Annotated in this window: 8 protein-coding genes; 5 read left to right on the forward strand and 3 right to left on the reverse strand. The window is 71.3% G+C overall.

The window, feature by feature from the left end; all coding sequences use genetic code 11:
* Nucleotides 1-12: 12 nt before the first annotated feature.
* The 3 genes from ACTWJ9_RS28465 to ACTWJ9_RS28475 all read left to right on the forward strand — a co-directional run bounded on the left by ACTWJ9_RS28465 (nucleotide 13) and on the right by ACTWJ9_RS28475 (nucleotide 4,941).
* Complete coding sequence (locus ACTWJ9_RS28465; protein WP_279337124.1) at nucleotides 13-3,699, forward strand: hydantoinase B/oxoprolinase family protein; 3,687 nt, start codon at nucleotides 13-15, stop codon at nucleotides 3,697-3,699.
* Nucleotides 3,680-4,285, forward strand: a complete 606-nt coding sequence (locus ACTWJ9_RS28470; protein ID WP_279337125.1) for a GTP-binding protein — start codon at nucleotides 3,680-3,682, stop codon at nucleotides 4,283-4,285. The genes ACTWJ9_RS28465 and ACTWJ9_RS28470 overlap by 20 nt, the downstream gene beginning before the upstream one ends.
* Nucleotides 4,286-4,398: 113 nt before the next feature.
* Nucleotides 4,399-4,941 (forward strand): NUDIX domain-containing protein, encoded by a 543-nt coding sequence (locus ACTWJ9_RS28475; protein WP_279337126.1) that lies wholly within the window; start codon nucleotides 4,399-4,401, stop codon nucleotides 4,939-4,941.
* Nucleotides 4,942-4,963: 22 nt separating this feature from the next.
* Here the strand turns inward: ACTWJ9_RS28475 and ACTWJ9_RS28480 are convergent, their stop codons facing one another.
* Nucleotides 4,964-7,324: a glycoside hydrolase family 31 protein gene (locus tag ACTWJ9_RS28480; protein WP_443294920.1), complete on the reverse strand. Its 2,361-nt coding sequence runs from the start codon at nucleotides 7,322-7,324 to the stop codon at nucleotides 4,964-4,966.
* A 211-nt stretch (nucleotides 7,325-7,535) separates the two neighbouring features.
* Between ACTWJ9_RS28480 and ACTWJ9_RS28485 the strand changes: the two genes are divergently transcribed.
* Both ACTWJ9_RS28485 and ACTWJ9_RS28490 read left to right on the forward strand, forming a co-directional pair.
* Nucleotides 7,536-9,512 carry an acetoacetate--CoA ligase gene (locus ACTWJ9_RS28485; RefSeq protein ID WP_279337129.1) on the forward strand — a complete coding sequence of 659 codons (1,977 nt, stop codon included), beginning with the start codon at nucleotides 7,536-7,538 and terminating at the stop codon, nucleotides 9,510-9,512.
* Between the two features lie 126 nt (nucleotides 9,513-9,638).
* The gene (locus tag ACTWJ9_RS28490; RefSeq protein ID WP_279337130.1) at nucleotides 9,639-10,529 is read left to right on the forward strand and encodes a hypothetical protein; all 891 of its coding nucleotides are present in this window, start codon (nucleotides 9,639-9,641) and stop codon (nucleotides 10,527-10,529) included.
* A gap of 120 nt (nucleotides 10,530-10,649) precedes the next feature.
* Here the strand turns inward: ACTWJ9_RS28490 and ptsP are convergent, their stop codons facing one another.
* Together ptsP and ACTWJ9_RS28500 are read right to left on the reverse strand one after the other, a co-directional pair.
* Entirely contained in the window at nucleotides 10,650-12,320 is a 1,671-nt protein-coding gene (ptsP, locus tag ACTWJ9_RS28495; protein WP_279337131.1) for a phosphoenolpyruvate--protein phosphotransferase, read from the reverse strand.
* 79 nt (nucleotides 12,321-12,399) lie between these two features.
* A complete protein-coding gene (locus ACTWJ9_RS28500) occupies nucleotides 12,400-12,849 on the reverse strand; it encodes a PTS sugar transporter subunit IIA (protein WP_279337132.1) in 450 nt (149 codons plus the stop codon).
* Between the last annotated feature and the right edge of the window lie 355 nt (nucleotides 12,850-13,204).

Raw genomic sequence — 13,204 nt, forward strand, 5'->3', positions numbered from 1 at the left:
CGGGGTACTGACATGGCAGGCTGGCAGTTCTGGGTGGACCGAGGCGGCACCTTCACCGACATCGTCGCGCGCCGCCCGGACGGGTCACTGCTCACCCGCAAACTCCTCTCGGACAACCCGGCCCTCGCGCCCTCCCGGCGTCGCCCCGGCGGGGCGGCCACCGCCACCGACGCGGCGGTCGCGGGCATCCGCGAACTGCTGGCCGGCTCCGGCGAACCCGTCGAATCCGTACGCATGGGTACCACGGTCGCCACCAACGCCCTCCTCGAGCGCACGGGCGAACGCACCCTCCTGGTCGTCACCCGCGGCTTCCGGGACGCCCTGCGCATCGCCTACCAGAACCGCCCCGCCCTCTTCGCCCGTCGCATCGAACTGCCCGAGCTGCTGTACGAACGGGTCCTCGAGGTGGACGAACGCATCGCCGCCGACGGCACCGTCCTGCGGGCCCCGGACCTGGACTCCCTGAGCGGGCCGCTGCGCCGGGCCCACGCCGACGGCATCCGGGCCGTCGCCGTGGTCTGCCTGCACAGCCATCGCCACCCCGCCCACGAGCAGGCGATCGGGGAACTCGCCGCCCGTATCGGCTTCCCGCAGATCTCGCTGTCCAGCGAGGTCAGCCCTCTGATGCGACTCGTCCCGCGCGGGGACACGGCCGTCGTCGACGCCTACCTCTCGCCCGTGCTGCGCCGCTACGTGCAGCACGTGGCCGACGAACTCGACGGGGTACGGCTGATGTTCATGCAGTCCAACGGAGGCCTCGCCGAAGCGGCGCAGTTCCGCGGCAAGGACGCCATCCTGTCCGGTCCGGCCGGCGGCATCGTCGGGATGGCCCGCATGTCGCAGCTCGCCGGCCACGACCGGGTCATCGGCTTCGACATGGGCGGAACCTCCACCGACGTCTCGCACTTCGCGGGGGAGTACGAACGCGTCTTCACCACCCGGATCTCCGGCGTACGGCTGCGCGCGCCCATGCTGGACATCCACACAGTCGCCGCCGGCGGCGGCTCGGTCCTCCACTTCGACGGCTCCCGCTACCGTGTGGGGCCCGACTCGGCGGGCGCCGACCCCGGCCCCGCCTGCTACCGGGCCGGCGGCCCGCTCGCCGTCACCGACGCCAACGTCATGCTCGGCCGCATCCAGCCCGACCACTTCCCGGCGGTCTTCGGCCCGAACGGCGACCAGCCCCTCGACACCGAACTCGTCCGGAACCGCTTCACCACCCTCGCGCGTGAGATCCGCGAACGGACCGGCGACGACCGCACCCCGGAACAGGTCGCCGAGGGCTATCTGCGGATCGCCGTCGCCAACATCGCCGCCGCGGTGAAGCGGATCTCCGTCCAGAAGGGCCACGACATCACCCGCTACGCCCTCACCACCTTCGGCGGTGCGGGCGGACAGCACGCGTGCATGGTCGCCGACTCCCTCGGTATCCGCACCGTCCTCGTGCCACCCGCGGCCGGTGTCCTCTCCGCACTCGGCATCGGCCTCGCCGACACCACGGCCATGCGCGAACGCTCCACCGAAGCACCCCTGGAGCCCGCCGCGATGCCCGGCGTCCACCGGACCGCGGACGACCTCGAAGCGGCGGCCCGCGCCGAACTCCTCGCCGAGGACGTCCCCGAGGACCGGATCGAGGTCACCCGTCGCGCCCAACTCCGCTACGACGGCACCGACACCGCCCTCACCGTCGAACTGACCGACGCCGACACCATGCGCAGCGCCTTCGAAGAACGTCATCGCGCCACGTACTCCTTCACGCTCGACCGCCCGATCGTCGTGGAGTCCCTCTCCGTCGAAGCCACCGGCATCACCGACCCCCCCGATCTCTCCACCCTCGCCCCCTACCGGGGCCGCCCCGCCACCGCGCGACCCGTCCGCCTCCACACCGGCGGCACCTGGCGCGACGTCCCCCTCCACCGCCGGGAGGACCTTCCTCCCGGCGAGACCGTCTCCGGCCCGGCGATCGTCACCGAGGCCGGCTCCACGACCGTCGTCGACGAAGGCTGGCGGGCCTCGCCGACCGAGCACGGGCATCTGGTCATGGAACGCGTCGCGGTGACGCAGAGTTCCGACCTGGACACGGAAGTGGACCCGGTTCTGCTCGAGGTCTTCAACAACCTCTTCATGTCCATCGCCGAACAGATGGGCGCCCGCCTCGAGTCCACCGCCCAGTCCGTCAACATCAAGGAGCGCCTGGACTTCTCCTGCGCCCTCTTCGACCCGGACGGGAACCTGGTGGCCAACGCCCCCCACATCCCCGTCCACCTGGGATCGATGGGCACCGGCGTCAAGGAGGTCATCCGGCGGCGCGGTGCCACCATGCGCCCGGGCGACACCTACGCCGTGAACGACCCGTACCACGGCGGCACTCATCTCCCCGACGTCACCGTGATCACCCCGGTCTTCGACACCGCGCCCCCCGCCACCGTGGACGGTGACCCCACGGAGGGCGACCGGAGGGTCCTCTTCCACGTCGCCTCGCGAGGCCATCACGCAGAGATCGGTGGCATCGCCCCGGGTTCCATGCCCGCCGACAGCCGCACCATCGACGAGGAGGGCGTCCTCTTCGACAACTGGCTCCTCGCCGAGAACGGCCGGTTCCGCGAGCGGGAGACACTCGGCCTCCTGACCGGAGCGCGGTATCCCTCCCGCAACCCGCAGACCAACCTCGCCGACCTGCGCGCCCAGATCGCCGCCAACCGGAAGGGCGTCGACGAGGTCGGCCGCATGATCGAGAACTTCGGCCTCGACGTGGTCCAGGCGTACATGCGGCACGTCCAGGACAACGCCGAGGACGCGGTACGGCGCGTCATCGACGCCCTCGACGACGGCGAGTACACCTACGAAACCGACTCGGGCGCCGCCATCCGCGTGAGCGTGCGCGTCGACCGAGAGAACCGCTCCGCGACCATCGACTTCACCGGCACCACGGCACAGCTCCCCACCAACTTCAACGCACCCTTCTCCGTCGTCAACGCGGCCGTCCTCTACGTCTTCCGGACCCTGGTCGCCGACGACATCCCGCTCAACGACGGCTGCCTGCGCCCGCTGCGCATCATCGTGCCGCCCGGCTCCATGCTGGCGCCCCGGCCCCCGGCAGCCGTCGTCGCGGGCAACGTGGAGACCTCCCAGAGCATCACCGGTGCCCTCTACGCGGCGCTCGGCATCCAGGCCGAGGGCTCCGGCACCATGAACAACGTCACCTTCGGCAATGCCCGCCACCAGTACTACGAGACCGTCGCCTCCGGCTCGGGCGCCGGAGAGGGCTTCCCCGGAGCGTCCGTCGTGCAGACCCACATGACCAACTCGCGGCTCACCGACCCCGAGGTCCTGGAGTGGCGGCTGCCCGTCCGCCTCGAGGAGTTCGCCGTGCGCGCGGGCAGCGGCGGCGAGGGACGGTGGCGCGGCGGGGACGGAGCGGTCCGCCGCATCCGGTTCCTGGAACCCATGACCGTCTCCACGCTGTCCCAGCACCGCAGGGTCCCTCCGTACGGCATGGCGGGCGGTGCGCCCGGTGCGCCCGGTGCCAACCGGGTCGACCACGCGGACGGCAGCGTCACCGAACTCGGCGGAAGCGACTCGGCGGACGTCCGCGCCGGCGACGTACTCGTCATCGAAACCCCCGGCGGCGGAGGATACGGTCCACCGCCCGACCCCCACCGAGCAGGAGAGAAGAACGATGATCTTCGGGCGTTCTGAGCGCGGCAAACCCCCGGTCGAGCCCGTCACGCTCAAGATCCTGGTGGCCGGTGGCTTCGGCGTGGGCAAGACCACGCTCGTCGGAGCGGTCAGCGAGATCAGGCCGCTGCGCACCGAGGAACTGCTCACCGAGGCGGGACGCCCGGTCGACGACCTCAGTGGTGTGGAGGCGAAGAACACCACCACCGTGGCCATGGACTTCGGCCGCATCACGCTCCGCGAGGATCTGGTGCTGTACCTCTTCGGGACTCCCGGCCAGGAGCGGTTCTGGTTCATGTGGGACGAGCTGGCCGAGGGTGCCCTCGGGGCTGTGGTGCTCGCCGACACCCGGCGGCTGGAGGACTGCTTCGCGGCCGTCGACTACTTCGAGCGGCGCTCCATACCGTTCCTCGTCGGCGTCAACTGCTTCGAGGGAGCCCCGCGTCACCCGGTCGAGGACGTCCGACGGGCCCTCGACCTCGACGCGCACGTACCGCTCGTGATGGGCGATGCCCGGGACCGCGAGTCGGTCAAGGAAGTGCTCATCGGTGTCGTCCAGCACGCCATGGCACAGGCGGCCCAGCGCCGCCGGACCGTCACCGTCTGAAGCGCACCCGGACGTGTCCCGTACCTCCCGCACACAGGGGGGACAACGGGCCGACGGGCTGCTCCTCGAGACACTCCGAAGACACCCCCGCCGTGATCGGCTACAGTCCGCCCGTGCCCAGAAACCGAACCCCCGGCCCGGACCTCGCCCCCGTGCCGGACTCCCACTGTTCGAGCTGCGGCACGTCCTTCGGCGCGGGCGTCTCCGGCTGGCCCCGGCGCTGCCCGGCATGCGGTGCCGTCGCCTATCGCAACCCGCTGCCGGTCGCGGTCGCCCTCCAGCCCGTGTACGACGCGAAGGGCACCGCCCTGGTCGTCATCACCCGCTCCATCGCCCCCGCGCGCGGAGGCACGGCCCTGCCCGGCGGGTACATCGACGACCGGGAGGACTGGCGCCAGGCCGTCGTACGCGAACTCCGTGAGGAGACCGGCATCGACGCGACGAGCCGGGAGGTGCGGCTCGCGGACGCCATGAGTGCGCCCGACGGACACCTCCTGCTGTTCGGTCTTCTCCCGGAACGTCCCGCGGAAGGCCTGCCGGCCTTCGCCGCCACGGACGAGACGGAAGGCCGGCACCTGCTGCGCCGCGCGGAGGAGCTCGCCTTCCCGCTGCACACGCGGGCCGCGCGGGCCTGGTTCGAGGGCCGGTACATCTGACGTCGGCCCGCCCCGGCACGGCTCAGCGCGGCCCGAGCCCGCGCACCCGCACCGGGTAGGGCGACTCGCGGGCGCCGCCCTTCCCCTCCCGCTCGACGACGATCCGGGCTCCCGCCCAGCGGACGCCGTACCGCTCGATCTCCGGCTCCTCCCAGCCGTCGCCGACATCCGCGACGACCGTCCCGCCCCCGGTCCGCCCCCGCACGGGCGCCCACACCTCCAGCTCCAGCCCCCCGTCCTGCCCGCGCACGGGAATCACGGCGCCCGCACGGGCGAACACCGGAATGCGGTCCAGGGGCGCGTCGACCAGCACCTGGGCGGGCCCGTCGTACGCCCGTCCCGTAGCCGACTCGTACCAACGCCCGCCGGGCAGCCGCACCGTACGCCGTTCCACCCCCGGCACCAGCACCGGTGCCACCAGCAGACAGTCACCGAGCAGGAAGGTGTCCCCGCAGTCGCGCAACGCGCGCTCCTCCGGCGCCGACCACCACAGCGGCCGCACACAGGGAGCCCCGGTGTGCCGGGCCAGATGGGCCAGCGTCACGAAGTACGGTTGCAGCCGGCGACGCCCGACGAGGGCCGCGCGCGCGTGCCGCACCACCTCGGCACCGAACTCCCACGGCTCCCTGTTCCCCGCCCCCGCGTGCGTGCGGAACAGCGGCAGATGGGCACCCAGCTGGAGCCACCGCAGATACAGCTCTGCGGACGCGTCCCCGTCGACCCCGCCGACGTCCGGCCCCGCATACGGGACACCGCACAACCCGAGCCCCATCACCAGGGCGAGGGAGGCCCGCAGCCCGGGCCAGCCCGTGGCCACCTCCCCCGACCACGTCCCTCCGTAGCGCTGCATCCCGGCCCACCCCGAACGCGAGAACACGAACGGCCGCTCCTGCGGCACCAGCGTCCGCAGCCCCTCGTAGGCCGCCCTGGCCATGCACAGCGCGTACACGTTGTGCGCCTCACGATGATCGCCGCCCCGCCCGTCCAGGGCGTGCCGTGCCGAACGGGGAAGCGTCGGCTCCCCGAACGCGGTGAACGACGTCGGCTCGTTCAGGTCGTGCCAGAAACCCGCGAAACCCTGCTCCAGCCGCTCCGTGTACAGACCGCCCCACCACCGGCGCACGCGCGCGTGGGTGAAGTCCGGGAACACCACGTCTCCGGACCAGGAGACGCCCTGAACGACCTCTCCCGAGGCGCCCCGCACGAACGCCTCCTGCGCCGCACCCGAGTCGTGCACGGCGTCGCCGCCCTCGGCGGCGACCGCCGGGCCGATGGCCGACACCAGCCGGATCCCGTCCCGCCGCAGCTCGTCGGCGAGCGCCGGCAGCCTCGGGAACCGCTCCCGGTCGACGGTGAACACCTGGTGCGCGTCGTGGTGGTCGACGCCCAGATGGACGGCGTCGAGCGGCAACCCGTGCTCCCGGTAGCGGGCGACGGTCCGCCGCACCTCCTGCTCGCCGCCCCGGCCCCACCGCGCGTGATGGTGGCCGAGCGCCCACGCGGGCGGCAGCGCGGGCGCACCGGTCAGCGAACCCCAGGCGAGCAGCACCCGTGCGGGGGTGCCCACCATCACCCAGCAGCGCAGCGGGCCCCCGTCCATCCGCAGCGTGCTCGTCCCGGTCCGGTCGTGCCCGGAGCCGGCGCCCTCCGCGCCCTCCCGCAGGGTCACCGTGCCGTCCCACGAACTGTCGTGGAACGCGAGATGCGTGCCCGCGTCGGCCACCACCAGCTGCACCGGCATCGTGATGGGGCGCGGATCGTCACCGGGCCCGACAGCGCGACCGGGGCCCGTGTTCCACAACCGGTAGGTGCCGTCCCGCAGCCCCGGCCCGAAAGCGCGCCCCCCGAGCCCGAAGAACCGGGCGTCCGCCCGCACCTCCGACCGCTGCATCCAGCGCGCGGTGCCCCCTCCTGTCGGCTCCCACCAGCGCGGCGGCAGATCACGCCGCAGCACCACGCCTCCCGGGGTGAGCACCTCCACCGAGCCGAGCCGTGAGACGGCGACCGTCACCCGCTCGGCGACCACACGCCAGCCGCCGTCCGTGTCCGGCTCCAGCACCGCCCGCGGATCCGGATCGGGACAGCGGCCGGCCAGCGCGTACGACGGCTCGGGAGCCGCCCCGTCCCAGCCCCAGAAGACGGCGCCGTTCACGGCGACGAGGATCCGCAGCTCGGAGCGGCTGAACCGGACGACACCGCCCCCGGGCCCGGGCTCCACCTCCCGCACCTGTCCGGGCGTCCGTGCGCGCTCCGTCCCCCGGGGCGGCAGCCCGGCGGCGTCGGCCTGTCGCCTGCGCCACGCCGCCCGTACGGTACGCAACCCCCGTGCCGCGCCCACCGAACCGACCGATCTCACCGAACGCACCAGGCCACGACCGTCCATGGTGCTCACCCTGCCATTGCGTGCACGTCACACGGGTGTCGTTCAACTGCCGTTCACCCATGATCGGGTCACATCTTCACGACACGGGTCGCGGGGGCGCACCCTGGTTCCGAAGACGATCACATGGCATCGTTCCTGTCAGCCGCGTCACGCGCACACCCCAGCCCGTGCGCGCAGGACGCACACGACGCGCACAGTCCGGGAGCCGACCATGTCGACCGAGAACCCCCAGCCGCTCTGGCAGCCTGATCCACAGCGCATCGCCCGGGCCAGGATCACCACGTTCCAGGCATGGGCCGCCGAGCGGCACGGTGCCCCCGCCGAGGGCGGTTACGCGGCACTGCACCGCTGGTCCGTGGACGAGCCGGAAACCTTCTGGAAGGCCGTCACGGAGTGGTTCGACGTCCGCTTCTCGACCCCCTACGCACGCGTGCTGGGCGACCGCTCGATGCCCGGCGCCCAGTGGTTCCCCGGTGCCACCCTCAACTACGCCGAACACGCCCTCCGCGCGGCGGCCGCCCGCGCGGACGAGCCGGCGCTCCTGCACGTCGACGAGACCCATGACCCCAGGCCCGTCACCTGGGCCGAGCTGCGCCGCCGGGTCGGCTCCCTCGCCGCCGAGCTGCGCGCCCTGGGCGTACGTCCCGGAGACCGCGTCAGCGGCTACCTCCCCAACATCCCGCAGGCCGTCGTCGCCTTCCTGGCCACCGCGGCGGTGGGCGGCGTGTGGACCTCCTGCGCACCCGATTTCGGCGCCCGCAGCGTGCTCGACCGTTTCCAGCAGGTCGAACCGGTCGTCCTGTTCACCGTCGACGGATACCGCTACGGCGGAAAGGAGCACGACCGCCGCGACGTCGTCGCCGAACTCCGCCGTGAACTGCCCACCCTGCGTGCGGTCGTGCACATCCCCCTGCTCGGGACCGACGCCCCCGACGGAGCGCTGGACTGGTCGGCCCTGACCTCCGCGGACACCGAACCGGTCTTCGAGCAGGTGCCTTTCGAGCATCCGTTGTGGGTGCTCTACTCGTCCGGTACCACCGGACTGCCGAAGGCGATCGTCCAGTCCCAGGGCGGCATCCTGGTCGAACACCTCAAGCAGCTCGGACTGCACTGCGACCTGGGTCCGGAGGACCGTTTCTTCTGGTACACGTCGACCGGCTGGATGATGTGGAACTTCCTCGTCTCCGGCCTCCTCACCGGAACGACGATCGTCCTGTACGACGGCAGTCCCGGCTACCCGGACACGGGCGCCCAGTGGCGGATCGCCGAACGCACCGGCGCCACCTTCTACGGCACCTCCGCCGCGTACGTCATGGCCTGCCGCAAGGCCGACGTGCACCCCGCCCGCGACTTCGACCTCTCCGCGGTGCAGTGCGTCGCCACCACCGGCTCCCCCCTGCCGCCCGACGGCTTCCGCTGGCTGCACGACGAGTTCGCCGAGAGCGGGGCCGACCTGTGGATCGCCTCCGTCAGCGGCGGTACGGACGTCTGCTCCTGCTTCGCGGGAGCCGTACCCACCCTCCCCGTGTACATCGGCGAGCTGCAGGCACCCGGTCTGGGCACCGACCTGCAGTCCTGGGACCCGAGCGGCACACCCCTGACCGACGAGGTCGGCGAACTCGTGGTCACCCACCCGATGCCGTCCATGCCGATCCACTTCTGGAACGACCCCGACGGCAGCCGCTACCACGACAGTTACTTCGACACCTACCCCGGCGTGTGGCGGCACGGCGACTGGATCACCCTCACCTCGCGCGGTTCCGTCGTCATCCACGGCCGCTCCGACTCCACGCTCAACCGCCAGGGCGTCCGCATGGGATCGGCGGACATCTACGAGGCCGTCGAACGTCTTCCTCAGATCAAGGAATCCCTCGTCATCGGCGTCGAACAGCCCGACGGCGGCTACTGGATGCCCCTGTTCGTGCACCTGACACCGGGCACCGTGCTCGACGAGGACCTGAAGGGACTCATCCGGCGGACCATCCGTGAGCAACTGTCGCCACGCCACGTCCCGGACGAGATCATCGAGGTCCCCGGGGTGCCGCACACCCTGACCGGCAAGCGCATCGAGGTCCCGGTCAAACGCCTCCTCCAGGGCACGCCGCTGGAGAAGGCGGTCAACCCGGGGTCCGTCGACGACCTGGCCCTGCTCACGTTCTACGAGGACCTGGCCCGCCGACGCACCTGACCCTCCCCGGACGAGGACCGGCCGGTCACCCGGCCGGCCCGTCGCCACCCACCGTCACCGCCGTACGCCGCTGTCAGTGCTCCCGGTTACTGTGAGTGAGTACTGATCGACTGTGCAGGGGGAGACATGACGTACACCGACCACCGAACCGTCCGACGTGTCCTGCGCCGGGAAATCGCGGGCACCATCGGGGTGCTGACGGACGAGCACGACTTCCGTGCCATGCGGCACTACCGAAGCTTCGTCTTCGACGACCACGCCGTGTACCTCGAACAGATGGAGGCCGTCCTCAGGACACGTGCCCTGCAGGGCGACCACACGACACTGGCCCTCTTCGACCCCGAGGAGTACGCGGCATTCTGCGCGCGCTCGGGCCTCGACCCCGACCGCCGCACCAGCCGCACCCGCTTCACCGCCGAACTCGCGGCCACCGGACCCACCGTCCCCTACGAGGGACAGCCGTTGGCCGACCTCCTGCCCGCCCTCGTCGACGAGGCGGTCCGCCGGGCGACCTGGGAGTACGCGACCACCCTCCTCGCCCGCCTCGGCGCCTGCGCCTCGTGTGGTGAGGACCTGGGCCGCGAGGCCTTCGCCCGCGCCTCCCAGCTGATCGTCCGCATCCTCGACACCGCGGGACCCGGCAACCGGCACCTCGTCTGCAGTGTCTCCGGACCGCCCCAGACCTTGGTCGCCGTCCTGCACGCCGACGACAACGACGGACATATGGAGCTGGACGACGCCGAGCTCCTCGAATTCACCACGGTGCTGGCAGTCGGCCTCGCCACCGGCAGCCCGGGCGGACTCGTCATGCGGACCACCGCACCAGGCACCGCCGACCGCATCCACGGCTGGCGGCTGCGCGCCCACGGCCTCGAACCCCTCACCGCGGGAGAGGTCTTCGACGCCTACTGCACCGACGTGGAATCCGGAGACCTCATCTCACCCGAGTCCAACGTCGACTACTGCGAGCCGCCCGACCTCGCGGACGGGAGCCCGGGCCCGACCCACCGCCACTGAACACGAACGGAAAACGCAAAAGGGGATCGGAGGATCGGAGGGAAGGAAAAGGGGCGCCCCAGCACCTGGAGCGCCCCTCACGAAGAGCGGGCCGGCCGATCTACCTGCCTGCCCGGCCGGCTACTCGCCCGACAGCACTGCCTGAGCGGCCCTGCGGGCCTCTTCGGCGCTGTCGGTCGCGCGAGCCGCCGCCGCGGCCCGCTCGCACTGAGCCAGCGTGAACTTCGCCAGCGCCGCACGCACATAAGGGATGGACGCCGCGCCCATGGAGAGGGAGGTGACACCCAGACCGGTCAGCACCGAAGCGAGCAGCGGGTCGGAAGCGGCCTCACCGCAGACACCGCAGCTCTTGCCCTCGGCCTTCGCCGCCTCGGCGGACAGCGCCACCAGGTCGAGCAGCGCGGGCTGCCACGGATCCTGCAGCCGGGACACCGCGCCCACCTGACGGTCCGCGGCGAACGTGTACTGCGCGAGGTCATTCGTCCCCAGGGAAAGGAACTCGACCTCCTGCAGGATCGAGCGCGCACGCAACGCGGCCGACGGAATCTCGACCATCGCACCGAACTTCGCACGCAGGCCCGCCTCACGGCACGCGTCGGCGAAAGCCTTGGCGTCGGTACGGTCCGCCACCATCGGGGCCATCACCTCGAGCTGGACGGACAACCCCTCCGCGGCTTTGGCCAGCGCCGACAGCTGGGTACGCAGTACCTCCGGGTGGTCGAGCAGCGACCGCAGACCACGCACACCCAGTGCCGGGTTCGGCTCATCGGCCGGGGTGAGGAAGTCCAGCGGCTTGTCCGCGCCCGCGTCCAGCACGCGCACCACCACACGGCCCTCGGGGAAGGCCTCGAGCACCTGACGGTAGGCCTCGACCTGCTTCTCCTCGGAGGGGGCGTTCTTGCTGTCGTCCAGGAAGAGGAACTCGGTGCGGAAGAGGCCGACGCCCTCCGCGCCCGCCTCGACCGCGGCCGCCACATCCGCCGGACCGCCGATGTTCGCCAGCAGCGGCACCGTGTGACCGTCGGCGGTCGCACCGGGCCCGGTCGACGCGCTCAGCGACGCCCTGCGCGCGGCCGCCGCAGCCTCGAGCTGCCCCTTCTTCTCCTTGCTCGGGTTCACGAAGATCTCACCGGTGCTGCCGTCCACCGCGATCATCGTCCCCTCGGCGAGCTCACCCGCACCCGGCAGGGCCACCACGGCCGGCACACCGAGCGCCCGCGCCAGGATCGCGCTGTGGCTGGTGGGCCCACCTTCCTCAGTCACAAAGCCGAGCACCAGGGTGGGGTCCAGCAGCGCCGTGTCCGCCGGCGCCAGATCCCGAGCCACCAGGACGTACGGCTCGTCACTGTCCGGGACACCCGGCATCGGTACGCCGAGCAGCCGCGCGACGATCCGGTTCCGAACGTCGTCGAGATCGGCCACACGGCCCGCCAGATACTCACCGGCGGCGGCCAGCAGCTCGCGGTACGCGGCGAACGCGTCGTACACCGCACGCTCGGCAGTGCTGCCCGCAGAGATACGGCGCTCCACGTCCGTCATCAGCTCGGGGTCCTGGGCCATCATGGCCTGAGCCTCGAGGACCGCTTGGGCCTCACCGCCCGCCAGATTGCCGCGCGCCATCAGGTCGGCCGCCACAGCCTCCACGGCCTTGCGGGCGCGTCCCTGTTCACGCTCCGCCTCTTCCGCCTGGATCTGCCTGGCCGGCGGTTCGAGCACGGCCGTTCCCATGTGCCGAACCTCGCCGATCGCCACACCGTGGCTCACGCCGACGCCTCGCAGCGTTGTCTCCATCTCACCCGTCTCCGATAATGCGGCGGCTCACGCCACCGAGTTGGTTGCCCTGCTCGCCGTCAATGGAACGGCACTGACGTCACTTCCAGAAGAAGAGACTGTCGCCGGCCTTCACTTCGCCGTCGTCACGCAGCTCGGAGAGAGCGTCCGCGGTGGCTTCCAGGGCCACGACCGGGCACACCGGGGACTTGCCGGCGGCCTCGACGGCGGCAGGGTCCCAGCGCACGATGCTCTGACCACGGGTCACGGTGTCGCCCTTGTTGACGAGCAGCTCGAAGCCCTCGCCGTTGAGCTGCACGGTGTCGATGCCGAGATGCGTCAGCACACCGTGTCCACTCTCGTCGACGACGACGAACGCATGCGGGTGGAGAGAGACGATGACACCGTCCACGGGGGAGACGGCTGCGGAGGGCTCCCGTACAGGGTCGATCGCTGTACCTGGGCCGACCATGGCCCCGGAGAAGACGGGATCGGGCACGGACTCCAGTCCGATGGCCCGTCCTGCGAGCGGGGACGTCACGGTGGTCATGGGAAGCCTCCCAGAGGCGGAGATCTGTAGGAGCCCGTCACTACTTTCTCGGACGGCGCACTGTGATGCAGGGTATGTCATAGGTAGTACCGGTTCCGTGCGAGAGAACTGATTAGAGGTCTAGACCACATCTCGCAGTGATTTGCGCCCACTCCGCGGCCCCATGTACAGTCGAGCACCTGCCTGAGGGTGAGCGATGCGATCACATGCATCCTGCCTCTCGGCGGCCCAACTCATCAGATCTTATCTCGAGATCACCTTCTGCATGCCTGCAGGACGGTGGTCAGGGGGTCGGAAAAACACTGATAGAGTCGGAAACGCAAGACCGAAGGGAAGCGCCCGGAGGAAAACCCGC

The sequence above is a fragment of the Streptomyces sp. GDS52 genome, from assembly GCF_052246875.1.
Classification (GTDB): Bacteria; Actinomycetota; Actinomycetes; order Streptomycetales; family Streptomycetaceae; genus Streptomyces; species Streptomyces cathayae.